Consider the following 23,359-nt stretch of genomic DNA (forward strand, 5'->3'; position numbering starts at 1 on the left):
GGGAGGCCTTAGTCCTTTAAGAGGAGGAAATGCGCATGAAGACCAAATCGCTTCTCGCGGGCCTGGCGCTCGCACTTCTCGGTTCGACAGCGGCTCATGCCGGTGACGTGCGGATCATGTGGTATTCCGATGGCGTCGAAGGTGAGGTCATGAAAGACCTCGTCGGGCGTTTCATGAAGGAAAACCCCGGCATCAACGTCATTCTCGACAATGTCGCCTACAGCGTCATCAAGGAACAGCTGCCGGTGCAGCTTGAGGCCGGCAACGGCCCGGATATTGCGCGTGTCACAGCAATCAAGGATTTGGCGCGGCACTGGCTGGATCTTCGTCCGCTGGTGAAGGATGCCAAATACTGGGACGACAATTTTGGTCTCCAGGCGGACTGGATGAGTCCGGACGGTTCCAACCAGATTTCCGGCTTCATGACGCAGATCACCCTGACCGGTGGTTATGCCAACAAGACCCTGTTCGATCAGGCGGGCGTTCCGATCCCCGGCCCGAAGGCGACATGGGAAGACTGGGCTGCCGCCTCGAAGAAGGTGCAGGAGAGCCAGCAGGTGCCGTTTGCCATGGCGATCGACCGTTCCGGCCATCGCATCACCGCGCCGCTTGTCTCCTACGGCGCCAATTATATCGGCTCTGATGGCAAGCCTGCTCCGCTCGACAAGGGCGCAAAGGATTACCTGTCGAAGTTTGTCGGCTGGGCGGAAGATGGTACGGTCAGCAAGGATGTCTGGGTGTCTGCGGCGGGCAATACCTATCGCGCTGCGGCGGACGATTTCATCAACGGCCAGCTTGCCTTCTATTATTCCGGTTCCTGGCAGGTGGCGAACCTCGCCACCAAGATCGGCGACAATTTTGATTGGGTGGCTGTCGGCAGCCCCTGCGGCCCGGTCGCCTGCACCGGCCTGCCCGGTGGTGCAGCGCTCGTTGCGGTGAAATACACAAAGAACCAGAAGGATGTCGCGACCGTGATGGACTGGTTCGCGCAGGAAGCAATCGTCAAGGAATTTTCCGAACGCACGCTGTTCCTGCCCGGCCACAAGGGTGTGGTCGACAAGGGCGGTCTCGACTTCAAGTCGGACAATGCGCAGGCCAAGGCAGCGCTGAATGTGTTTGTGGAATCCACCAAGACGACATCGGAAGCGGCGCTGAAATTGCCGGGTTGGCGCTGGTCCGACACCGTTTATGCCGCGATCGTGACGCGTATCGGCCAGACGCTGGCGGGCGAAATGAAGATCGACGATGCGTTTACGCGGATCGATTCGGATATCGCCCAGAAGGTGAAGGATGCGGGGCAGTAATTTGTCCTGACGTTGAGGTTCACGTCCTTTCCTCGCAGGTTGCAGGGTTGTCGCCTACGGAGTTGGGGTGGGGCCGCTTGCTCCCAATAATCTCCCCCCTTGAGGGGGAGATGTCGCCGAAGGTGACAGAGGGGGGTGAGCAACGGCGCGGCGAAGACAGGACAAGCGGTATTTGCGCCAGCATTACCCCCCTCTGTCCTGCCGGACATCTCCCCCTCAAGGGGGGAGATCGGCTGGGCGCACGGTCCATGCTTCATATGCCCTCCCGGAATGGAGGTGGGCCAAACAACAAAAACGACGGCGACGGAGGAGAAGACAGCAGACCATGACAACCCCATCTCTCTCCAGCCTTCTCATGGTACCCGTCAACGCTGTCATGCGCATCATCGAAGCGCCGCTGCGTCGCCTGCAAAAGGCGACCGGCATCGGCGGTATGGCGGCGTTTTTCCTGGCGCCGAACATGCTGATCTTCGGCATCTTCGTGCTCTTGCCTCTGGTCATCAACTTCGTCTACTCAATGACCGGCGGCACAGCCTTCTTCCTTTCCGAACGCGATTTTATCGGCGGCGCGCAATATTCGCGGCTGTTCGAGTGCCAGAACTATCTCGATCCGATGTCCTGCCAGGAAGATGCCTTCTGGACCGCCGTCGGCAACACGTTCTGGTTCGTGGTCCTGCAGGTCTCGCTGATGATCCTGACGGCGCTGATCACGGCGCTCATTCTCAACCGCGAACTTGCCGCCCGGTCCTTCTGGCGCGCCGTGTTCTTCTTTCCCGTGCTGCTGTCGCCGGTCGTGGTCGGCCTGATCTGGAAATGGATTCTGCAACGTCAGGGCCTCTTGAATTTCGGCCTCTACCAGTTCGGCATGGACCCATACACATGGCTGACTGACCGCAACTGGACCTTTGCGGCGACGATCGGCGTGTCTCTCTGGGCGCATATGGGTTTTTACGCGCTGATCATTCTGGCCGGCCTGCAGGCGATCCCCAAGGATCTCTACGAGGCGGCCGAGATGGACGGCACGAAACCGGCGCGCGTTTTCTGGCGTATCACCCTGCCGCTTCTGGCGCCCAACCTGCTCGTCGTCGTGGTGCTGGCGCTGATCAAGTCGGTGCAGGTGTTCGATGAGATCTACGTGCTGACCGGCGGCGGACCGGGCACCAGCACGCTGTTCCTGACGCAATATATCTATGAAACCGGCTTTGCCTCGGCATTGCGCAATCCGGGTCTGGCGGCGGCGGCCTCGATCCTGATGGGTGGCGTGCTGGTGGTGCTGACGCTGATCCAGCTCGGCATCGGCAGGCGCGGTGAAAGCAAGGGGAAACGCTGATGGGAAATGTTGCGCGTTTCATCCTGCGCCGGCGAGGCGCCCATGGTAGCGGCAAGGGCTGGCACTGGACCGATGTGTTTACATGGGTGTGGCTGATCGGTGGCCTGATCATCATGTTCGGCCCGGCCGTCTGGCTGGTATTTTCCTCGCTGAAAACGCCGGCGGCGCTCGCCGAATTCCCGCCGTCGATCCTGCCCTATGTCACCAGCCAGGCGACTGTCGAAGGCTATGACAAGCCGTTGATGCTCTACAATGCGACGATGCCGGATGGTTCGACGCGGGTTCTGGCTGAAGTGCGGCGCATCGGCCTTGTGGCGCAGATGGTCGATCCCAATGCTCCGGGCGAAATCGTCAAGGTCAATATCAACGACCGTTCGCCGGTGCGGACCATGTCGTTCGCCACCAACAACTATACCGAGCCCTTCGTGCATTTCGATTTCCTGCGCTATCTCTGGAACTCGGTTTTCGTGACGGTGGTGGCGACGCTGATCACGTTGGTGGTCAATTCCATGGCCGCATTCGCGCTGTCGAAATACGAGTTCAAGGGCCGATCGCTCGCCATGCTCGTCATCCTCGCGACGCTGATGGTGCCGCTTTCGGTGATCATGGTGCCGCTTTATTCGATCATCTCGACGCTTGGCCTGTTCAACAGTCTCTGGGGCGTGATCCTGCCGACGGTGGCGACACCGACCGGGGTATTCATCCTGCGGCAATACATGCTGACCATTCCCGATGAATTGCTCGATGCGGCGCGCATGGACAAGGCGTCGGAATGGCAGATCTACTGGCGCATCGTGCTGCCGCTGACGGCACCGGCTTTGGCGGTTCTGGCGATCTTCTCGGTCGTCTGGCGCTGGAACGACTTTTTGTGGCCGCTGATCGTGCTTTCGCGGCGGGAGCTTTACACCCTGCAGGTGGGGCTGAGCATCTATTCCGGCGAACTGAATGTGCAATGGCACTTCATTCTGGCGATGACCGTCGTCACCATGATCCCGGTCGTGCTGGTCTTCATTTTCCTGCAGCGTTTCATCACCACCGGCATTGCCGGCACCGGCCTGAAGTAAGGGACACCGATGGGCGAAATCAAACTCACCGACGTCAAGAAATCGTTTGGCGCACTCGCGGTTCTGAAAGATATCGACCTGCATATCAGGCATGGCGAATTCGTCGTTTTTGTCGGCCCATCCGGCTGCGGAAAATCGACGCTTCTGCGCACCATCGCGGGCCTTGAAAAGGTCTCCGGTGGCGAGATCGAGATCGACGGCAAACGCGTCAACGAGGTGACGGCCGCCGATCGCGGCCTTGCCATGGTGTTCCAGTCCTATGCGCTCTATCCGCATATGAGCGTGCGTCAAAACCTCGCGTTTGGCTTGGAAAATTCCAACATGCCGAAGGCGGAGATTACCGAGCGCATCAACGAAGCGGCGCGCATGCTGGAGATCGAGGCCTATATGGATCGCCGTCCCGGCCAGTTGTCCGGTGGCCAGCGGCAGCGTGTCGCCATCGGCCGCGCCATCGTGCGCCGCCCCACGGCCTTTCTGCTGGACGAACCGCTGTCCAACCTCGATGCCGAACTGCGTGTCTCGACACGCGCGGAACTGGCGGCCCTTCATGGCCGCCTGGGATCGACGATGATCTATGTCACCCACGATCAGGTGGAGGCGATGACGCTTGCGCATCGCATCGTGGTGATGCGGGCCGGCAAGATCGAGCAGGTCGGCACCCCGCTGGAGCTTTACAACGAACCGGCCAACCGGTTCGTTGCCGGTTTTATCGGCGCACCGCACATGAATTTCCTGAAGGCCGAGGTGGTGGCCGTGTCCGCCGGTTCGGCCACGCTGACTTTCGCCGGGGGGTATCGCGCGGACCTACAGTCAGGGCAGGCGAAATTGCAGGTTGGCGACAAGGTGACGGTTGGCGTACGGCCGCAACATCTTGTCGTCAGCGGTGATCCGCAACATCCGGCCGCAAAACTCTATCTGGTCGAGGCGCTGGGTTCGGAAACCGTCGTGCATGGCGATATCGGCGGCGAAAAGCTGCTGGCCGTCCTGCCGGGTCAGCAGCGGCTGAATGCGGGAGACAGGGTGCATTTCGACCTGTCGAAACCGGTCCTGCATGTGTTCGACGACAATGGCCACCGCCTGTTCACCCATCCGGGAAGCGGCGGATAAAGGTTAGCGACGCTCGCCGATGCCAAGCGGCGTGGCGGGCGTTTCCTTTGGCACACGACCGTATTCGTGCGGCAGAGAACATGTCTTCAGCTGTGGCAGAACCTTTGTGCCAAAGTGTTCGGCCTCATCGAGATGCGGGTAACCGGAAAAGATGAAGGCGCGAATGCCCATTTTTCGATAGGCCTCGATTTCCGAAAGCACCTGATCCGTGGAGCCGACAATGGCGGCACCGCAGCCGGAACGGGCACGGCCGATGCCGGTCCAGAGATGGCGTTCGACATAACCGAACTGATCGGCCAGTTCTCTCGCGCGCGCCTGATGCGACACGCCGAGCGAAATGCTGTCATGCGCGCGTTCGCGGATCAGCTTTCCGTATTCGTCGTCGAGTTTGGAAACGAGATGCTCGGCGTATTCACGGGCTTCCTGTTCGGTGTCGCGCACGATCATGTGCACGCGCAGACCGTAATCCAGCATGCGTCCATGCGCTTCGGCGCGGGCATGGACGGCGCGCATGCGGTCCGCCAGTTGTTCCTGCGGCTCCGGCCACATCAGGTAGACGTCGCATTGCGCTCCGCACAACTCCAGCGCATCCGGTGAATAACCGCCGAAATAGAGAAGCGGCCCGCCATTCTGCTGGTAGGGGCGGGCGGGTTCGGTGGAAACATTCTTGAACTGGTAGATCTCTCCGTCGTGGTCGATCGTGTCGCGCGTCCAGGCCTGCCGCAGGATCTGCACGACCTCGTGGCTGCGGCGATACCGATAGGCGCTGTCGGCCACTTCGCCGGGAAAATCGGAGCTGATGACGTTGAGCGTGAGGCGGCCCTTCAGCATGTGATCGAGCGTGGCGACGGTGCGGGCGAGCATGATCGGCTGCATTTCGCCGCAGCGGATCGCCGCCAGCATGTTGATGCGATCGGTGATCGGCGCACAGGCGGCGACAAAACTCAGCGTGTCCTGTCCGACCTGATAGGAGGAGGGGCAGAGGATGTTGCGGAAACCCAGTGTTTCCGCCTTTTTGACGATATCGGAACAATGGTCGAAGCTGGAGCGCAGGGCGCCGTCGGGCACGCCGAGATAGGCGTAATCGTCCGAGCAGAGCGCGGAAAACCACGATATTTCCGAAGTATCGAGATCGGCGGAACGGACGGGCACAACGGTCATCGGAATTCTCCTCCCCAAGATCGCCCCCGACCTCGATTGCCTCTTGCGTAACATCGCGGTTGATGTAAATCAATAGTGTATCAATTTGGCTGCGCGTGAGTGGGAGAAAGCATGCCGCAGACATCCGGCAGCCTGCCGATCTATCTGCAGATCACCGACCTTCTGATCCGCGACATTGCCAGCGGTCGGCTGATCGATGGCGAAAAGCTGCCGCCGGAACGGGAGATGTCGGAGAAGCTCGGCATCGCTACCGGCACGCTGCGCAAGGCGCTGGCGGAGCTGCAATCGCGCGGCATGCTGGAGCGCGTGCAGGGCTCGGGCAATTATGTGCGCGCCGTCAGCGATCCGAAAAGCATTTATGCGATGTTCCGGCTGGAACTGCTGGAAGGCGGCGGCCTGCCGACCGCGGACATTTTGGATGTGCGGCGTCTGCCAAAACCTGCTGACCTGCCGGATTTCGGAACGTCTAAAGAGGCGCATCGCATCCGGCGCGTTCGTTTCCTGTCCGGCAAGGTGGCCGCTTTGGAAGAGATCTGGCTGGATGGCGATTACGTCGAAACCATCCGTGCCGAAGACCTGTCGGAGTCGCTTTATCTCTATTACCGCGAGGCTCTCGGTCTCTGGATCGTACGGGCAGAGGACAGCATCGGTCTCGATACGGTGCCGGACTGGGCGCCAGAAATATTTGGCCGCCGGGCGGGAGAACCGGCGGTGCAGGTGCTGCGCGTCAGCGAGGCGCAGGACGGAAAACGGGCGGAGGTGTCGCGCACATGGATCGACCATTCGGTCGCCCGTTATGTGTCGCGGCTGAAATAGCGGGAGAGACTATGGCAGTGCATTACGGCGTGATCGGCTGCGGCATGATGGGGCAGGAGCATTTGCGCAATCTGGCGCTTCTGCCGGATGCGGAGGTGGTGGCGATTTTCGAACCGGATGCGGTCATGCGGGCCAGGGCCGCCGAGGTCGCTCCGAATGCGCGGATGGTCGGGTCGGCGGCGGAGCTTCTGGCCATCGAGGCCATTGATTGCTTGCTGATCGCCAGTCCCAATCATTTTCATCTCGGTCAACTGGAGGAAATCGCCGCCATCCGGCCGCTGCCGGTTCTGGTGGAAAAGCCGCTGTTCACGAACGCCGCTGACATAGCTCGGATCGAGATCCTGCGTGAAAAATATCCGGCGCCGATCTGGGTGGCGATGGAATATCGCTACATGCCGCCGGTGGCGCGGCTGATCGCCGAGGCTGAAGCCGCAACCGGCGGTATCCGCATGCTGACCATCCGCGAGCACCGGTTTCCCTTCCTGAAAAAGGTCGGTGACTGGAACCGCTTCAATGATCAGACCGGCGGTACGATGGTGGAAAAATGTTGCCACTTTTTCGATCTGATGCGGTTGATCCTGAAATCCGATCCGGTGCGCATCATGGCGTCGGGCGGGCAGGCGGTGAACCATGCCGATGAGCGATATGACGGTCTGCAGCCGGATATCTGGGACCACGGTTATGCAATTGTCGATTTCGCATCCGGTGCACGCGCCATGCTGGAACTTTGCATGTTTGCAGAAGGATCACGCTATCAGGAGGAGATTTCCGCCGTCGGGCCGCTGGGAAAGATCGAATGCAAGGTGCCGGGGCCGGGGCGTTTCTGGCCGGAGCATCTGGGAGCGCCGCCGGTCGCCAAGGTGATCGTGTCGCCACGCGAACCTCAGGGCCCACGCGCGGTCGACATACCGGTTGATCCGACGCTTCTGGATGCCGGCGACCATAACGGCTCGACCTTCTACCAGCATCAACGGTTTTTGCGTGCCGTGCGAGGCAATGGGCCGGTGGAGGTGACCGTTGATGACGGGAGATGGGCAGTGCTTATGGGGCTGGCCGCCCAGCAATCGTCGCAGACCGGGCAGGCGGTTAAGTTTCCGATGGCGCAGCTTTAGAAAAACCGGCGGTTCACCTCGGCTGAAATCATCGGCACGGCCACCGCAGCAGCCGGCGGCAGACGCAGCATCTGCATGATTTTTCCCAGCGCGAAGGTGACGCCGACCGTTGCCGCGATCTTCAGCCATGGCTGCAGGTTATCCGGTGAGGGGATGGCAGCCGCCGTGGATTGCTGAGCCTCCAGTCGCCGTTTCAGTTCGGCAACTTCCTGGCGCAGGGCGCGAATATCATCCAGCGGGTTTGATGCAGCTGGCTTTCTCGACACTGAGGTTCGGCGCGTTGTAGCTGTGGTGGCAGCGCGCGCTTTGGTGGGGGCCTTTTTAGACGCCTGCGTCTTTGCTGTACCTTGCGGAGCGGCTTCCTGCGGTTTCTTCATCGTTTCCTCTTTGTCGTTCAATGCGGGCAAGTCGCGGGAAAAATCATCAACCCGAACCCGGCGTCGTGCTGTCTTCGCTGTCGTCCGGTAGCGAACCGGTGCCGGGCGTCTTGTCCTTGTCGGTCAGGTGTGGCTTGGCATGCGGACCGGCCGGCGGGCTGTCTGCTTCCGGTGCCTTGCGGTCGGTTTCCTCGATGGCCTTGCGGGCGCGTTCGTCCTTGCTCATGCTCTGGTCCTCCTGATGCGGCTGAAAACGAAAAGCCATGTGCCATTCGCAGCCGGCGAAAGAGTGCTGTTGTCATGAAAACGCTGGTTGCGCGGTCGGGTTCCCTGCCGGTTGCCGCCGACCGGCGCGAAAATGGCTGCAGGTCGATGTCAGCGCTCGTTGCGCGCTGTCATTGCCGCAGTCTCCACATGCCGGATGATCTCGCCGAGCCCGTCCTCGCCGCCGATCATCTCGACCGGACGACAGCCGAGCGCGTTGTTCTCTCCATGCAGCCAGTCACGCGCTGCCGCCTCGTCGCCGGCATGTCTGAGCGCACGAAAAAGCCGGATGAGCAGAAGCGCGCGGTCGCAAGGGCCGGTGCCTTTGCGCAACAGGTGATCCAGCCGCGTCATGTCGACGGCATGGGTTTCGCTGACGCCGATCGTGGCGGCAAATGTCGCGGTATCGAGACCAAGTCGATCCGCCGCGATCACCGCTGCCTGTGTCATGATCTGCGCTTCCGAAATGATCGGCGCGCGTTTTCGAGAATCCAAAAACCTGTCTCCCTGCCAGCGTTCTGAATGGCGCAAATGCGAGTGGGATTCAATGTTTTCGCGCACATCAGAGGTCGCGCATAAAAGCCGTTGACTCCTGCCGCGATCAGGCGCATGCCACCGCCATGACGGAGCCCGACCGGGTGCCGTTCTTTCAAAGGACAACCGAGATGAACCCCGACAGTCGAAGTTCGACGTCACCATACCGACCCGTTTCTCTGGTTCCCTGACCTTGTCCGGTCATGGCTCCCGGGGAACCGATGGTCCCCGATAGGAGCTGACATGCTGCGCATCCATGCCCACGATCTCGATCGCCTCGTCACCGTCGCCACCGACCCGGTGGAACTGCCGGTTGCCGATGCTCTCACCAATACCGTCTGGTACGATCTGGTCGAGCCGACTGCCGAAGAAGAGTGCCTTGTCGGCGATCTCCTCGGCATCGCCGTGCCGACGGCCGACGAGATGGAGGATATCGAACTCTCTGCCCGGCTTTATCAGGAAAACGGCGCCGAGTTCATGACAATGACCGTGCTGACGCGCCCGGATGCCGGCGCGCCGCGAAAAGTGCCGGTCACCTTCATCATCAAGGGCCAGGTTCTGGTCACCGTGCGCCATTCCGAGCCGCGTCCTTTCGATGCCTTCATGGCACGTGCCCGGCGTGGTGGCGGTGGCGGCGTTCACTGTGGTTATGGCGAACTGGTGATGACCGGTCTGGTGGAAGCCATCATCGACCGCATGGCCGATACGCTGGAGCGGCTCGGCAACGATATCGACCAGATTTCCCGTGACGTTTTTGATGCCAAGGCATCGAAAGCCGACAAGAAAACCCGTGACCTGCAGGAACTGATGCGCGAAATCGGCCTTAAGGGTGAGTTCATTACGGTGGTGCGCGAAAGCCTCGTCAGCGTCTCGCGTGTCGTCGCCTATTATTCGGCGATTGACGGGGTAGACCGCAAGCTGCCGAAGGAAGTGCGCCAGCGCCTAAAACTGTTGCAGCGGGATGCCACGTCTCTGGGGGATCATTCCGCCTTCCTGTCGGGAAAGATCAATTTCCTATTGGATGCGACGCTGGGGCTGATCAATCTCGAGCAGAACCAGATCATCAAGATCTTCTCCGTCGCCTCAGTGGTGTTCCTGCCGCCGACGCTGGTGGCGTCGGTTTATGGCATGAACTTCGCCTTCCAGCCGGAACTGCAGTGGCATTACGGGTATCACATGGCGATCGCCATGATGATCACCTCGATGGCGCTGCCCTACCTGTATTTCAAGCGCAAGGGCTGGCTGTGATGCCATGAACAAGCTGCGAGGGGACTTGTTGCTGTCAAGCAACGCCCTTCGCGCTTTCTCGTGTTTACTTGACGATATAAGTTCACGGCCTGACTTGACCTTGGCGCTCTCCGCTCCAGATGCGCCGGTATTTGAATAATCCGTATATCAGGGGTCAAAAACCATGCGGTCTTTTCTGTCGAAGGCGCTTGCCACGGCTGCCATTGCCATTTTCCTGCAGGGGCCGCTTGCTGCGCCGATCCTGCTGCCCGCGACCGCCTTTGCACAGGCGCAAGTCGATGACGTTGCCTCCGACGAGGCGATCGACAAGATGAACACCTATGTCGATTTCCTCAACCGTTCGCTGCGCGCATCGGAATCGCTGCAGCGTTACGAAAGCTGGGTCGACATGAAAAAGGGCCCGACCGGCAAGGAGCGCAATGTCTACGGCCTTTATTCGCTGTATGACGTGCGCGACAAGATCGCCGCCGTCGAACAGGCCGCCAATGCCGAGCCGAAACTGCCGGAACTCGATGCCGCCATGCTGGCTTATGCGCAGACCTATCAGCAGCTGGCGCCGGTGATCGAAAAGGCCAACAAATATTATGAACGGCAGGACTACAAGTCCGACAAGATGGAAGGCGCCAAGGCTTTCCATAAGGAGATTGCAGCGCTTGCCCCGGCCTTCGAGGAGCGCCGCGCGGCTGCCGATGCGGCGCTGCGCGTGGAGAAGGTCAAGGTCGATCTCGCTTCGCTGAATGCTCTCGAAAAGGCCGAGGGCAAGAAGTCGCGCTGGCATGTGCGCAATGTCATGCTGCGCGCCGAGGCGATCATGGAACTGCTGCCCAGCAACGAAAAGCCTGTGGTCGACATGGTCGCCTTCAAGCCGGCACTCGATGACTATGCGAGCGCCGTGCGTGAATTCGATGATTATGCCATCGACCATCCGGACAGTTTTCACGTCTTCGAATCCGCCCCGGCTTCGCTTCTGTCGAAACTGCGCGACATCGATGAAAAGCTGCAGAAGGCAAAGGGTGATGCCCGCAAGGGCGCCGGCCGTGATCTCGACTGGCTGGTCAACGACTACAACATGATGGTGACCACTTCGCAGTCCGCGACCACGTTTGCCAAGGATTGATGTTGGCCGTCGGTAGAGGGTTCGTTCCTGCATAACAAAGCGCCCCGCCAGAGATCAGGCGGGGCGCTTTGTGGTTACGACGAAATGTCGAATTACCGATCCCAATCCGGTGCCAGATGGCCGGGGCTGACGATGCGGCCATCGGCGCGGGCGAGCTTGTGCACGGCGGCCATTTCATCTTCCGACAGGGCGAAGTCGAAAATCTCGAAATTCTCCGGCAGGCGGCTTTCGGTCGCGGTTTTGGAGAGGGCGATCACATCCTTCTGCTGTACGGCCCAGCGCAGCACTACCTGTGCGGCGGTCTTGCCGTGTTTGGCGCCGATATCCTTCAACGCCTCATCCTTCGGCACGGCGCCATCGGCCATCAGGTAATAGGCGGTCAGCGACATGCCGGTCTTTTTGGCTTCGGCCAGAACCTTGGACTGGTCGAGATAGGGGTGGTACTCGACTTGATTATTGACGATAGGCGCGTCGGACAGTTTTACGGCTTCCGCCATCAGCGCCGTCGAAAAGTTCGACACGCCGATGTTTTTTACCTTGCCTGCCTTGCGCAATTCGTTGAGCGCGCCGATGCGGTCCGCCAGCGGCATTTCGCTTTGCGGCCAATGCAGGAGGAGAAGATCGACATAATCGGTCTTCAGCTTCTTCAGGCTCTCATCCACCGAGGCGATGAAGGCGTCGTGGCCGACACGGTCGACCCAGACCTTTGTGGTCAGAAAAATATCCTGACGCGGGATGCCGGACTTGGCCAGAACATCGCCGACAGCCTGTTCGTTCTTGTAGATCTGGGCGGTATCGACATGGCGGAAACCGAGTTTTAAGGCCTGCGGCAGGATACGGTGGACGTCTTCATCCGGCATGCGGAAGGTGCCGAAACCGAGGGCGGGGATGTTGGCGCCGTTTGCGCTGACACTGTGCATAAAAAACTCCTTTGAAAAGGAAGCCCGGCAGGACGCCGGGCTGGATGAGACCCATTTTACATGGGTCTTTTGACCTGTGGTTCAACCGCAATCTTTTGCGGTTCAGCCTGATATCGGCGGGTTGAGGCGGGCAAAACCCTCCTGCCGGTGGTAGGGAAAATGCGGGTAGGGTGGGGTGACGGCGCTTGCCGCATCCAGTCTGGAAATTTGCTCTTTTGTCAGCTCCCAGCCGACGGCGCCGAGGTTTTGACGCAACTGTTCCTCGTTGCGCGCGCCGATGATGACCGACGAGACGGTCGGTCGGGAGATCAGCCAGTTGAGCGCCACCTGCGGCACACTCTTATCCGTCTCGGCGGCAACCTCTTCCAGCGCATCGACAACGCGGTAGAGATGGTCGTCGTCCACCGGCGGGCCAAAGCTGGCGGTCTCGTGCAGGCGGCTTCCTTCCGGGATCGGTTTCGAGCGGCTGATTTTCCCCGTCAGGCGGCCCCAGCCGAGCGGGCTCCAGACCAGTGCGCCAAGGCCCTGATCCTCACCCAGCGGCATCAGGTCCCATTCGTAATCGCGGCCGATCAGCGAATAATAGACCTGATTGGCGACATAACGCGCCCAGCCGTGGTTTTCAGCGGCGGCCAGCGATTTCATGATCTGCCAGCCGGAAAAGTTCGACACGCCGATGTAACGCAGCTTGCCGTCCTGCACGAGGCGGTCGAGCGTCGAGACAACTTCTTCAACGGGTGTCGAGGCGTCGAAGGCGTGCAACTGAAAAATGTCGATATGGTCGGTGCCGAACCGTTTCAGCGATGCCTCGACGGCGCCGATCAGGCGGGTGCGGGACGAACCCCAGTCATTCGGCCCGTCGCCGGTCGGCAGGCTGGCTTTTGTCGAGATCAGCACGTCGGTGCGGCGGCCCTTGATTGCCTGTCCCAGCACTTCTTCGGAAGCGCCACTGGAATAGACGTCGGCGGTATCGAAGAGATTGACGCCGGCTTCGAGGCAGATGTCGACGAGGCGGCGGGCTTCTTCCACGTCTGTATTTCCCCAGGCGGAAAACAGCGGGCCGGAGCCGCCGAACGTGCCGGCGCCGAAGGAGAGGACCGGCACTTTCAGGCCGGATTTGCCGAGATTGCGGTATTCCATGACCGTGATCCTTTCCGAGTTTATTCGGCCGGTGAAAGCCGGGCGGCATTGCCGGTATTCTGTCGGTCGAGGCGCATGGCGGCAAGCGCCACGGCAAGAGCGACGATCGGCACGAGACCGGCGACCAAAGTCACGGAGCCGAGGCCCGGGCCGTGGTCGATCACGGCGCCGCCAAGCCAGGCACCGATGGCATTGCCGAGATTGAAGGCAGCGATGTTGAAGGAGGAGGCGAGACCTTGGCCGGCGCCTTCCGCCTGTTTCAGAACCCACATCTGTAGCGGTGCGACGGTGGCGAAAGCGGCTGCACCGAACAGGCCGATGGTGATCACCACGAGAACCGGCTGGTGAAGGGCGGCGGTCATGGCCATCAGCACGGCTGCGAGCGCCACGAGGCTGCCGATGATGGTCGGGCCGAGATGTCGGTCAGCCAGCCAGCCGCCAAAAAGGTTGCCGATCACCAGACCCCCGCCGAAGACGAGCAGGATGGGCGAGACGGCGCTTTCGGAAAAACCGGTGATCTGCGTCAGGATAGGCGCGATATAGGTGAAGGCGGCAAACACGCCGACCCAGGAGAGGACGGTGGTCAGCAGGCCGAGGATGACACCACGGCGGCCGAGCACGGCAGCGATGCCCTGCGAGGTTTCTTCTACTGTATCCGAAGGTTTATCCTTGGGCACCAGAAGCGCGATGACGGCAAGGGCGAGAATGCCGATGAGGGTGACGGCCCAGAAGGTGGCGCGCCAGCCATAGGCCTGTCCCAGCCATGTGCCGAAGGGCACGCCGAGAATGTTGGCGACGGTGAGGCCGGTGAACATGATGGCAATAGCCGAAGCCTTCTTGTTGGGTGCGACAAGGCCGGTGGCAACCACCGAACCGACACCGAAGAAGGAGGCGTGTGCGAAGGCGGTGAGCACGCGGGCGGCCATCAGCGTCCAATAGTCCGGTGCAAGCGCACAAGCGAGATTGCCGACGGTGAAGACCACCATCAGCGCCAGCAGCAGGGTTTTTCGCGGCATCTTGCCGGAAATGGCGCCGAGAATAGGCGCGCCGATGACGACACCGAGCGCATAACCGGAAATCAGCAGACCGGCGGCGGAGATGGAGACACCGAGATCCTTGCTGACATCGATCAGCAATCCCATGATGACGAATTCCGTGACGCCGATGCCGAAGGCACCGGCCGTCAGGGCGTAGAGAGCGAGAGGCATTTTTCAAGTTCCTTGGGAGGAGGGCTGTTTGATGCGTCGCAATATCGTCGTGAAGCACTTGCGCCGGTAGCGGCACAGGCGGATAATCATTTGTGAATTAAAATCACAGGTGATGCGATGGACAACCGTGCCGGCGAAATGGAAGTGTTTGTTCTGGCGGCCGAGTTGAAAAGCTTTTCGGCAGCCGGACGGCGGCTAAAGCTGTCGCCATCGGCAGTCAGCAAGCTGGTGACACGGCTGGAGGATCGGCTCGGCACCCGTCTCGTCGTGCGCTCAACGCGTCTGCTGCAATTGACGCCGGAGGGCGAGACCTATCTCGCCCGCGCTTCCCGTATTCTGGCGGAAATCGCCGATACGGAAGAAATGGTGGCCGGCGGCGGGCGTCTGCGGCCACGCGGACCTCTGTCGGTCAATGCCTCGGTCGGGTTCGGCGAGCATTACATCCTCCCCATGGTCGGTGACTTTCTGGCGATGTTCCCGGATGTGCAGCTCGATATCACGCTGACCGACGATACGGTCGACCTGATCCGCGAGCGCGTCGATATCGCCATTCGCCACGGACCGTTGCGCGATTCATCGCTGATGGCGCGAAAACTCGGGCAGAGCCGGCAGGTGGTGATCGCCTCGCCGGCTTATGTCGCAACACATGGTGTGCCGGGAACCCCCGTCGATCTGGAAAGGCACAATTGCATCAACTTCAATTTCCGGCGTTCGGTGGAGGGCTGGCCGTTTCGTGATCCGAAGACGGGCAAGACCGAGTTGCTCCCCGTTTCCGGCAATCTGAAAGCCTCGACGGGTTCGATCATCCGGCAATTGTGCCTGGATGGTCTCGGCATCGGCCGTGTCGGTCGTTTTCATGTCGAGCCGGATATCGCGGCAGGCCATCTCGTGGCGCTGCTGGAGGATTTTAACCCGGAAGATATCGAGGAAATCCATGCGGTTTATGCGGGCCACGAACATCTCGCGGCGCGCATCCGTGCGTTTATCGATTTTCTGGCGGAACGGCTTTAGTCTATCGGTCGAGCCGAAGGGCTATCGCATATTGAATTGCGAGGGCGCGCCCAGCCGATCTCCCCCCTTGAGGGGGAGATGTCCGGCAGGACAGAGGGGGGTGGTTCTGGCGCAAATGCCGCTTCCAATGTATCTGCCGCACCGTTGCTCACCCCCCTCTGTCACCTTTCGGTGACATCTCCCCCTCAAGGGGGGAGATCATTGGGAGCAAGCGGCGCCCTTTGCATTCCCTATGCGATAGCCCTGCGTCCAAGCTGGGAAAAAGGGCCGGCGCAGAGCACCGGCCCGAAAAAAAATCAGGCCGCCCGCTTCAACGCGTCGCCGATCATCGACACGATCGTGCCGATCTGCTCGCGCTCGACGATGAGAGGCGGTGACAGCGCGATGATATCGCCGGTGACGCGGATCAGCAGTCCCTTGTGGAAGCAATCGACAAAGACATCATAGGCGCGGGTGCCCGGAGCGTTTTCACGCGGGGCAAGCTCGATGGCGCCGACAAGGCCGAGATTGCGGATATCGACCACATGCGGCAGGCCTTTGAGGGAGTGCAGGGCGTTTTCCCAATCGGCAGCCAGATCGGCGGCGCGGGTCAGCAGGCCTTCTTCCTCGTAGATTTCCATCGTGGCGAGACCGGCGGCGCAGGCGACCGGATGGCCGGAATAGGTGTAGCCGTGGAAAAGCTCGATGGCGTTTTCCGGACCGGTCATCAGGCCATCATAGATCTTGCGGCCGGCAAACACCGCCCCCATCGGGATCGCGCCGTTGGTGATGCCTTTCGCCGTGGTGATCAGGTCCGGCGTCACGCCAAAATAATCGCTGCCGAAGGGCGTGCCGAGGCGCCCGAAACCGGTGATGACTTCGTCGAAGATCAACAGGATGCCGTGCTTGTCGGCGATCGTGCGCAGGCGCTCCAGATACCCTTTGGGCGGCAGGATGACACCGGCGGAACCGGACATCGGTTCGACGATGACGGCGGCGATGGTTTCCGCGCCATGCAACTGGACAAGCCGCTCCAGGTCATCGGCAAGCTCGACGCCATGTGTCGGCAGGCCTTTTGTGAAGGCGTTGCGCTCCACATCCAGCGTATGGCGCATGTGATCGGCCGGGATCTGCGGGAAAACCCGGCGGTTGTTGACGAGGCCGCCGACGGAAATGCCGCCGAAACCAACGCCGTGATAACCCTTCTCACGGCCGATGATGCGGGTGCGCGTGCCCTGACCGATGGCGCGCTGATAGGCGATGGCGATCTTCAGCGCCGTATCGACCGATTCCGAGCCGGAACCGGTGAAGAAAACGCGATCAAGTTTGGCGCCGGGACCGCCCGGTGCGTGTTCGGCGAGCTTGGCGGCAAAATCGAAGGCGATCGGATGGCCCATCTGGAAGGTTGGCGCAAAATCCAGCGTCGCCAGCTGGCGCTCGACGGCCTGGCTGATCTTTTTGCGGCCATGGCCGGCATTGCAGCACCACAGGCCTGCCGTGCCATCCAGCACCTTGTTGCCATCGACATCGGTGTAATACATGCCGTCAGCCGCTGCGAGCAGGCGGGGAGCAGCCTTGAACTGCCGGTTGGCCGTAAACGGCATCCAGAAATTTTCGAGATTGACCGTGTTTGCCTTGCTGACGTGATCCATGACTGCCTCCATTGGTTGATGTGAGGTTCGGCAATTCGGCTGTTCTGAACAAGTCGTTTTCTTGGCGGCGGCAAGCGACTGATTTTGTTGACAGGTGGCAACTTGTTTTCGATATTTCGAACATCGAGAACAGGAGGTGGTCATGTCGCTGGATGTCGGAGGCCGTTTGCGGCAGTTGCGCATGGCTCGTAACCTGTCTCAACGCGAGCTTGCCAAGCGCGCCGGTGTCACCAATTCGACCATTTCGCTGATCGAATCCAATGCCGCCAATCCTTCCGTCGGCGCGCTGAAACGGATCCTCGACGGACTGCCGATCGGCATGGCCGAGTTTTTTGCCTTCGAGCCTGAAAAATCGCGACAGGCCTTTTATGCGGCCGAGGATCTGGTGGAGATCGGTAAGGGACCGATCTCCTACAAACAGGTCGGTGACAACCTTTTTGGGCGCAGCCTGCAGATCCTGAAAGAGTGTTACCAGCCGGGTGCCGATACCGGAAAAGTGCCACTCGTGCATGAAGGCGAGGAGGGCGGTATCGTTCTTTCCGGCCGGCTGGAAGTGACGGTAGAGGATGAGAGGCGCATTCTGGGGCCGGGTGACGCCTATTATTTCGAAAGCCGTCGGCCGCATCGCTTTCGTTGCGTCGGGCCGGTGCCCTGCGAGGTCATCAGCGCCTGTACTCCACCGACGTTTTAGTCACGGTCGGGAGCGCCGAGCGGAAAGTTTTTCCGGTATGGTCGCGCTTCATCCACCGCACGCGCAAAGGATGGCCGTGCCAGAAGGCGTTCCCTGTAAGCGGTGACGTTGGGGAAACGATCGCCCAGCGGATGCGACCAGTCGGCGTAAAACAGCGATGGTGCGGCAGCGCAGTCGGCCAGCGTAAAAGCGTCGCCCGCCGCCCATTGCCGGTTTTCCATGTGCCGGTCCAGCCAGCCATAGGCGGCATCCAGCATGTTGCGCGCTTCCTGAACGCCATAGGGGTCGCGGTCTTCCGGCTTTCGCAGCGCGTTGAACACGATCTTCTGCTGCGGCGTCGAGATGTAGTTGTCGAACACGCGATCGAGCATGCGCACCTCGACGGCAAAGGCTTCGTTGACCGGGATCAGCCGCACCGGGCCGGGATAATGCACCTGCAGATATTCGATGATGGTCGTGGCCTCGTGGATCATCCGGCCGCGATCCTTCAGCATCGGAAAACGTTTGACCGGCTATGCCGCGACGAGTTCCTCATAGGCGCCGTCATCCTCGCCGAGTGTGCGGGTGTCGAAATCCAGTCCGTTTTCGTAGAGCGCGATCAGCACTTTCTGGCAGTAGGACGAGAACGGATGCGAATAGAGAACGGTTCGCATGATGGCCTCCCAAACCGATTGCGAATTGAAACCGGTTCGATCGTAGCACTCCATTGGCCATTGGCAAGCCGCCAGGTCAAGCAATCCAGGTTTAGAGGGCAGCTTTCAGCTTGTGGCTGAAGCGTCGTTTGAGAAACCGCGAGGCGCGGTAGCGCACGCCGCTCGGTCTTTCCGGGTCGGCAATGTCGCTTTCTGCGAACAATTCCTCGTCGGCAGTCAACTCGCGGGCGGGCACCGGGACGAGGCCACGGCCGGTTTCGTGGTTCAATGCCTCGATGGCGGCAATCAGCGAACCACCATGCGCGGCAATCGCCTCACTCACCTCTTCGACCGAACGGCCGAGATGTTCGGCGACAAGATCGTTGCGCGTGGTGATGATCTTGTTCCGCAGAACCTCCTGATCATCGCGGGCGGCAAGGATGACGTCGCATTCGGTGTCGTAACCCATCGAGCGGTTGTTGAGATTGGCGGAACCGATCTTGATGATACGGTCATCGGCAAACATCATCTTGGCATGAACATAGATCGGCGTGCGGGCATCGTTGACGGGATAATAGAGACGGAAGCGGCCAAAACGATCGGCATCCTTCACCAGTTTCATCAGGCGGATGCGGGCGCTGTCCATCGCCTTGGCCTCGAGATACCCCTCGCAGCCCTCCGGGTTGATCAGCACGATCTCCGGGCCGTCTTCTTCCTTCAGCCGTTCGGCGATCGCTGTCGCGATCCGGCGCGAGGCAAAATACTGGCTTTCGATGTAAAGCGTCTTTTTCACCGCCGCGATGATGGCAAGTTTCGCCGTCTCGATTTCGACGATCTGCTTGCGCTCGTCATATTCCGGGGCGGTGCGGGCAATGCCGATATCGACATCGCGAAAACCGACCTCCAGCCCATCCGGCCATGGATCGCTGTCACAATCCTTCGGTTCAAGCTTTTCCTTGGTGGCATATTGCCAGCGGTTGCGCGCAACTTCGCCAAGTGCTGCCGCCGCCGGGCCGGAAAGGCATGTGGTGGCGTCGTGCCACGGCTCCTGCGCAAAGCCCATGGGCGAGCGTCGGGCCGGCGCTTTTTCGGCGTGGTCGCGGGTGTCCCAGCGCCCCACCGTCATGTCGATCCCGCCGCAGAAGGCGACCCGGTCATCGATGATGAGCAGTTTCATGTGATGTGCGGATATCGTCGGATGCGCGCCATCCAGTTTCAGATGGATGCGTTTGTCGAAAATCCAGCGCAGCATGTAGAACGGCGTTTCGCCACGCGTGATCGAGTTGATGAGGCCGATATCCCATTTGAGAATGCGGACGTCGATTTCCTCGTTGCGGCGGGCGACCGCGTTCAGAAACGAACCGAGCTGGTCCGGCCATTCGCCGTGTTTTTCGCCATCCGGTTCCAGCCTGATGCGCGTGTCGAAATCCCAGCCGATCAGGTAGATCGACCGTTTTGCCTTGATCATGGCGCTTTTGGCGGCACGAAAGAAGTCGGCGGCATCAACGATGATCGACAGACGTTCCGCCTTGGCAATGCGCCAACAGGTTTCGCCTTCCTTCAGTATGTCGTGCATCTGCCCCTCGTGCCTGATAATCTGCTGGTGGGGCATATAGGGCAAAGATAACCGGCGACCATTATTGCGGCGCAGCAAACTCAGAGGCCATCAAGGCGTATTAGGCACCGGTGTTTCACGCCATGTAACGGCTGTTAATAAAAAAGGCGCCACATTCCTTCTTTTCATCGCATCGTGGCCCAAGTCTCTGTTTCATATTCAAGCAGATTGGAATGAACCGCCGGTAAGGGCGGCCAAAACGGACTGGAGGTTGGGGACATGCGGATCACGTGGTTTTTATTGATCGGAATTCTGGTGGCGATGGTTTTGAGTATCCTGCTGATCGATACACGCATCCCCGCACCACCCAGCCTGCAACCGGGCCAGACGGAGCCGGCGCCGGCAAATCCGCTGGCGCCGCCGCCGGGGCAGCCATGATGTCTCCGGGATGTTTCAGGCCTGACCCTTGACCGCCACGAGGAAAAATCGCGGAAAGGCCAGCAGCCGCCGGCCGTCTGCCATCGGCGGATAGGCCGTGTCGATGCGGGCCTCATAATCGGCCAGAAACGCATCCCGGTTTTCCGCGCCGGCAGCTTCCAGATAGGGGCGCAGTCCGGTGCCCTTCACCCATTCGACGATCGCTGCCGCATCCGCCATCGGGTGATAATAGACGGTGTGCCAGACATCGACCTTCAGCGATTTCGGACCCAGACGGTCGAGATAGGTCGATGGCGGCGGCAGGCGCTTGCGGCGGACCTTTTCGCCTTCGAACGCTTGTTTCCATGGTCCGGCCAGACCGGCCTCCTCCATCATCAGATGCGAAGGTTCGGAAAGGTTGTCCGGCATCTGCACCGCCAGCACGCCGCCGGGTTTCAGATGATCCATGAGTTTTGCCAGGACCGAAACATGGTGGGGCACCCACTGGAACACTGCATTGGCATAAAGCAGATCCACCGGGGCATCCGGCACCCAGTCGAGAAGATCGGCCTTGTCGAAGGTGACGGCCGGCAGGCGTTGGCGCGCGGCAGCCAGCATGTTTTCGTCGCTGTCGAGACCGGTGACATTGGCCGCGCCAAAACGTTCGACCAGAATATCGGTGGAATTGCCCGGCCCGCAGCCGAGATCGAAGGCGCGGCTGGCGGTGGCAAGCGGCACCTGCGCCATCAGATCACGCGCCGGGCGGGTGCGCTCGTCCTCGAATTTCAGATATTGTTGTGAGGACCATGCCATGTCTCGCTCCCTTGTCTGATGCGTGTCCTAGGGCTGGCATTGGATATGGGATCATGCAGATCGGCAAGGGCATCGATCTGTCTTTGTTCGTGGCGAACGGCTTTTCATCACAGAAGCTGATGCACCCATTTATGCCGAAACTGGATTGCTGTACCTGCCGTCACAACTCTCCGCTTTTTGGTAATGCGAGGCTTTTTTCGGCAAAAATCTCCTTGACCTGAGCGCTTTGAGGGGACTTCACTCCGGGCACGGAATTTGCAAGGAGAATGCCATGTCTGTTGATACATCGCCCAAAAGCACCACCTGGACCTTCGTTGATGGCGAGTGGCTTTCCGGCAACCCGAAGCTGATCGGCCCCACCTCGCACGCCATGTGGCTCGGCTCCACCGTGTTCGACGGCGCCCGCTGGTTCGATGGCATTTCGCCCGATCTTGAGCTGCATTGCCAGCGCATCAACCGCTCGGCCATCAACATGGGCATGAAGCCGACCAAGACGCCGGAAGAGATCGAGGCGCTGGCGCTTGAAGGCGTGAAGAAATTCGACGGCAAGACCGCCATCTACATCAAGCCGATGTACTGGACCGAACACGGGACGTCCTTCAGCGTCGTTGCCCCGGACGCGGAATCGACCCGCTTCGCGCTTTGCCTGTTCGAAGCGCCGATGAACACGGCAAAGCCCTCCTCGCTGACCGTTTCGCCTTACCGCCGCCCGAACCCGGAAGTGGCGATGACCGCCGCCAAGGCCGGCAGCCTCTACCCGAATAGCGGCCGCATGATCATCGAAGCCCGCGAGCGCGGTTTCGACAATGCACTGGCGCGTGACATGAACGGCAATGTCGCCGAAACCGCCTCGTCCAACATTTTCATCGTCAAGGACGGCGTCGTTTTCACGCCGATCGCCAACGGCACCTTCCTTGCCGGCATCACCCGCTCGCGCGTCATCGGCCTGCTGCGTCAGGCCGGTTACGATGTGCGTGAGGCGACCGTTACGGTTGAGGATGTTGCCAAGGCCGACGAGATCTTCACCTCCGGCAACTATTCCAAGATCGTGCCGGTCAACAAGTTCGAGGATCGCGAATTGCAGCCTGGCCCGATCGCTGCCAAGGCGCTGGAGCTTTACATGGAATGGGCGAATGCCGCCCGTAAGGCCGCAGCCTGATTTTCAGGTCCGAAACATAAAAATGATGACGGCGCCCTCGGGCGCCGTCTGCGTTTCAGGCTTTCACAAGTGTTTCGAGAAAGCCGCAGGCCCGATCCGCGCCACCGATCGAGATCGTGTGGCCAAGGCCGGGCTCGATCACGGTTTCCACCTGCATGCCCAAAGCCTTCAATTCGGTTTCTGCCTTTTCCGTTTCCCAGGATGGGATGACACTGTCGGATGTGCCATGCACCAGCAGGATTTTCGTGTCCTTGGCCGGGGTCAGAGGTTTTTCGCTGGCGAGACGCCCGGAAAAACCGATCACGCCGGCAACCGGCCAGCGACCGCTGGCCACCGCATCGAGCGACATGATCGTGCCTTGTGAAAACCCGACGAACACGACCCGGTCCAGCTTGTCGGAAAAACCATGTTCTTCGACGATCGATGAGATGACTGCGTCGAATGCGGGCCGCGCCGCGCTGACGCGGGCCGGGCGATTTTCCGGCGTGACGCCGGCCACGCTGAACCACTGATAACCGGAGGAAAAATCGCAACGTTCTGGCGCGTTCGGCGAAACGAAGGTGACGTTCGGCACGCGGGCCTGCCAGCTTTTTCCGAGCGGTTCCAGATCGTCGCCGTTGGAGCCGACGCCATGCAGCAGGATGGCGAGAAATGCGTTCTGCGAAATCGTCATGATAAACCCTTGCGCGCGATCGAGGCGGACTGTCCGCACCTTGCATCCCACTTACTACGACGGAAAACACGGTGT

General features: G+C 60.4%; 26 protein-coding genes. 13 read left to right on the forward strand and 13 right to left on the reverse strand.

Features of this window, described 5'->3' with window-relative positions:
• Nucleotides 1-35 precede the first annotated feature (35 nt).
• The 4 genes from J2T09_RS02395 to J2T09_RS02410 all read left to right on the forward strand — a co-directional run bounded on the left by J2T09_RS02395 (nucleotide 36) and on the right by J2T09_RS02410 (nucleotide 4,805).
• Nucleotides 36-1,304: an ABC transporter substrate-binding protein gene (locus J2T09_RS02395; RefSeq protein ID WP_306830646.1), complete on the forward strand. Its 1,269-nt coding sequence runs from the start codon at nucleotides 36-38 to the stop codon at nucleotides 1,302-1,304.
• 325 nt (nucleotides 1,305-1,629) lie between these two features.
• Entirely contained in the window at nucleotides 1,630-2,634 is a 1,005-nt protein-coding gene (locus tag J2T09_RS02400; protein ID WP_306830648.1) for a carbohydrate ABC transporter permease, read from the forward strand.
• Complete coding sequence (locus tag J2T09_RS02405; protein WP_306830650.1) at nucleotides 2,634-3,698, forward strand: carbohydrate ABC transporter permease; 1,065 nt, start codon at nucleotides 2,634-2,636, stop codon at nucleotides 3,696-3,698. Before J2T09_RS02400 ends, J2T09_RS02405 begins: the two co-directional genes overlap by 1 nt.
• Nucleotides 3,699-3,707: 9 nt before the next feature.
• The gene (locus J2T09_RS02410) at nucleotides 3,708-4,805 is read left to right on the forward strand and encodes an ABC transporter ATP-binding protein (RefSeq protein WP_306830652.1); all 1,098 of its coding nucleotides are present in this window, start codon (nucleotides 3,708-3,710) and stop codon (nucleotides 4,803-4,805) included.
• A 3-nt stretch (nucleotides 4,806-4,808) separates the two neighbouring features.
• Here the strand turns inward: J2T09_RS02410 and J2T09_RS02415 are convergent, their stop codons facing one another.
• Nucleotides 4,809-5,966 carry an LLM class flavin-dependent oxidoreductase gene (locus tag J2T09_RS02415; RefSeq protein ID WP_306830654.1) on the reverse strand — a complete coding sequence of 386 codons (1,158 nt, stop codon included), beginning with the start codon at nucleotides 5,964-5,966 and terminating at the stop codon, nucleotides 4,809-4,811.
• Nucleotides 5,967-6,077: 111 nt separating this feature from the next.
• Here J2T09_RS02415 and J2T09_RS02420 point away from each other — a divergent pair, with 111 nt between their 5' ends.
• Both J2T09_RS02420 and J2T09_RS02425 read left to right on the forward strand, forming a co-directional pair.
• Nucleotides 6,078-6,782 carry a GntR family transcriptional regulator gene (locus J2T09_RS02420; protein WP_306830656.1) on the forward strand — a complete coding sequence of 235 codons (705 nt, stop codon included), beginning with the start codon at nucleotides 6,078-6,080 and terminating at the stop codon, nucleotides 6,780-6,782.
• 11 nt (nucleotides 6,783-6,793) lie between these two features.
• Nucleotides 6,794-7,894: a Gfo/Idh/MocA family protein gene (locus tag J2T09_RS02425; protein WP_306830658.1), complete on the forward strand. Its 1,101-nt coding sequence runs from the start codon at nucleotides 6,794-6,796 to the stop codon at nucleotides 7,892-7,894.
• Here the strand turns inward: J2T09_RS02425 and J2T09_RS02430 are convergent.
• From J2T09_RS02430 to J2T09_RS02440, 3 genes are all read right to left on the reverse strand, one after another.
• Nucleotides 7,891-8,271 carry a hypothetical protein gene (locus tag J2T09_RS02430; protein WP_306830660.1) on the reverse strand — a complete coding sequence of 127 codons (381 nt, stop codon included), beginning with the start codon at nucleotides 8,269-8,271 and terminating at the stop codon, nucleotides 7,891-7,893. The genes J2T09_RS02425 and J2T09_RS02430 overlap by 4 nt on opposite strands.
• Nucleotides 8,272-8,317: 46 nt before the next feature.
• On the reverse strand, nucleotides 8,318-8,497 hold the full coding sequence (locus J2T09_RS02435) for a hypothetical protein (protein ID WP_306830663.1): 180 nt from the start codon (nucleotides 8,495-8,497) through the stop codon (nucleotides 8,318-8,320).
• A 149-nt stretch (nucleotides 8,498-8,646) separates the two neighbouring features.
• Complete coding sequence (locus J2T09_RS02440; protein WP_306830665.1) at nucleotides 8,647-9,030, reverse strand: antitoxin Xre/MbcA/ParS toxin-binding domain-containing protein; 384 nt, start codon at nucleotides 9,028-9,030, stop codon at nucleotides 8,647-8,649.
• 282 nt (nucleotides 9,031-9,312) lie between these two features.
• On the opposite strand from J2T09_RS02440, the gene J2T09_RS02445 reads away from it, so the two are divergent.
• Nucleotides 9,313-10,317 (forward strand): magnesium transporter CorA family protein, encoded by a 1,005-nt coding sequence (locus tag J2T09_RS02445; protein ID WP_306830667.1) that lies wholly within the window; start codon nucleotides 9,313-9,315, stop codon nucleotides 10,315-10,317.
• Between the two features lie 163 nt (nucleotides 10,318-10,480).
• Nucleotides 10,481-11,434, forward strand: a complete 954-nt coding sequence (locus tag J2T09_RS02450; protein ID WP_306830669.1) for a YiiG family protein — start codon at nucleotides 10,481-10,483, stop codon at nucleotides 11,432-11,434.
• 92 nt (nucleotides 11,435-11,526) lie between these two features.
• On the opposite strand, the gene J2T09_RS02455 is transcribed toward J2T09_RS02450, so the two are convergent.
• The 3 genes from J2T09_RS02455 to J2T09_RS02465 form a co-directional block, all read right to left on the reverse strand.
• A complete protein-coding gene (locus J2T09_RS02455; protein WP_306830673.1) occupies nucleotides 11,527-12,354 on the reverse strand; it encodes an aldo/keto reductase in 828 nt (275 codons plus the stop codon).
• A gap of 102 nt (nucleotides 12,355-12,456) precedes the next feature.
• Nucleotides 12,457-13,494, reverse strand: coding sequence for an aldo/keto reductase (locus J2T09_RS02460; RefSeq protein WP_306830676.1), 1,038 nt, complete (start codon nucleotides 13,492-13,494; stop codon nucleotides 12,457-12,459).
• A 20-nt stretch (nucleotides 13,495-13,514) separates the two neighbouring features.
• Nucleotides 13,515-14,702: an MFS transporter gene (locus tag J2T09_RS02465; protein WP_306830678.1), complete on the reverse strand. Its 1,188-nt coding sequence runs from the start codon at nucleotides 14,700-14,702 to the stop codon at nucleotides 13,515-13,517.
• 117 nt (nucleotides 14,703-14,819) lie between these two features.
• Between J2T09_RS02465 and J2T09_RS02470 the strand changes: the two genes are divergently transcribed.
• Nucleotides 14,820-15,713, forward strand: coding sequence for a LysR family transcriptional regulator (locus J2T09_RS02470; protein WP_306830680.1), 894 nt, complete (start codon nucleotides 14,820-14,822; stop codon nucleotides 15,711-15,713).
• Nucleotides 15,714-16,009: 296 nt separating this feature from the next.
• On the opposite strand, the gene J2T09_RS02475 is transcribed toward J2T09_RS02470, so the two are convergent.
• Nucleotides 16,010-17,344 (reverse strand): aspartate aminotransferase family protein, encoded by a 1,335-nt coding sequence (locus J2T09_RS02475; RefSeq protein WP_306830682.1) that lies wholly within the window; start codon nucleotides 17,342-17,344, stop codon nucleotides 16,010-16,012.
• Nucleotides 17,345-17,486: 142 nt separating this feature from the next.
• On the opposite strand from J2T09_RS02475, the gene J2T09_RS02480 reads away from it, so the two are divergent.
• Nucleotides 17,487-18,035 (forward strand): cupin domain-containing protein, encoded by a 549-nt coding sequence (locus tag J2T09_RS02480; protein ID WP_306830684.1) that lies wholly within the window; start codon nucleotides 17,487-17,489, stop codon nucleotides 18,033-18,035.
• Here the strand turns inward: J2T09_RS02480 and J2T09_RS02485 are convergent.
• From J2T09_RS02485 to J2T09_RS02490, 3 genes are all read right to left on the reverse strand, one after another.
• Nucleotides 18,032-18,508: a glutathione S-transferase family protein gene (locus J2T09_RS02485; protein ID WP_444939720.1), complete on the reverse strand. Its 477-nt coding sequence runs from the start codon at nucleotides 18,506-18,508 to the stop codon at nucleotides 18,032-18,034. The genes J2T09_RS02480 and J2T09_RS02485 overlap by 4 nt on opposite strands.
• Before the next feature lie 39 nt (nucleotides 18,509-18,547).
• Nucleotides 18,548-18,688, reverse strand: a complete 141-nt coding sequence (locus J2T09_RS27705; protein WP_444939721.1) for a glutathione S-transferase N-terminal domain-containing protein — start codon at nucleotides 18,686-18,688, stop codon at nucleotides 18,548-18,550.
• A gap of 91 nt (nucleotides 18,689-18,779) precedes the next feature.
• Nucleotides 18,780-20,243 carry a phospholipase D-like domain-containing protein gene (locus J2T09_RS02490; protein WP_306830686.1) on the reverse strand — a complete coding sequence of 488 codons (1,464 nt, stop codon included), beginning with the start codon at nucleotides 20,241-20,243 and terminating at the stop codon, nucleotides 18,780-18,782.
• Between the two features lie 258 nt (nucleotides 20,244-20,501).
• Here J2T09_RS02490 and J2T09_RS02495 point away from each other — a divergent pair, with 258 nt between their 5' ends.
• Nucleotides 20,502-20,660, forward strand: coding sequence for a hypothetical protein (locus J2T09_RS02495; protein WP_306830688.1), 159 nt, complete (start codon nucleotides 20,502-20,504; stop codon nucleotides 20,658-20,660).
• A 15-nt stretch (nucleotides 20,661-20,675) separates the two neighbouring features.
• Here J2T09_RS02495 and tam read toward each other — a convergent pair whose 3' ends face one another.
• On the reverse strand, nucleotides 20,676-21,452 hold the full coding sequence (gene tam, locus J2T09_RS02500) for a trans-aconitate 2-methyltransferase (protein ID WP_306830690.1): 777 nt from the start codon (nucleotides 21,450-21,452) through the stop codon (nucleotides 20,676-20,678).
• 53 nt (nucleotides 21,453-21,505) lie between these two features.
• Here tam and J2T09_RS02505 point away from each other — a divergent pair, with 53 nt between their 5' ends.
• Nucleotides 21,506-21,673, forward strand: a complete 168-nt coding sequence (locus tag J2T09_RS02505) for a hypothetical protein (protein ID WP_306830692.1) — start codon at nucleotides 21,506-21,508, stop codon at nucleotides 21,671-21,673.
• A gap of 50 nt (nucleotides 21,674-21,723) precedes the next feature.
• The gene (locus J2T09_RS02510; RefSeq protein WP_306830694.1) at nucleotides 21,724-22,611 is read left to right on the forward strand and encodes a branched-chain amino acid aminotransferase; all 888 of its coding nucleotides are present in this window, start codon (nucleotides 21,724-21,726) and stop codon (nucleotides 22,609-22,611) included.
• 55 nt (nucleotides 22,612-22,666) lie between these two features.
• Here the strand turns inward: J2T09_RS02510 and J2T09_RS02515 are convergent, their stop codons facing one another.
• Nucleotides 22,667-23,284, reverse strand: coding sequence for an alpha/beta hydrolase (locus J2T09_RS02515; protein WP_306830695.1), 618 nt, complete (start codon nucleotides 23,282-23,284; stop codon nucleotides 22,667-22,669).
• Nucleotides 23,285-23,359 lie beyond the last annotated feature (75 nt).

The sequence above is a fragment of the Neorhizobium huautlense genome (genome assembly GCF_030811685.1).
GTDB lineage: Bacteria > Pseudomonadota > Alphaproteobacteria > Rhizobiales > Rhizobiaceae > Neorhizobium > Neorhizobium huautlense_A.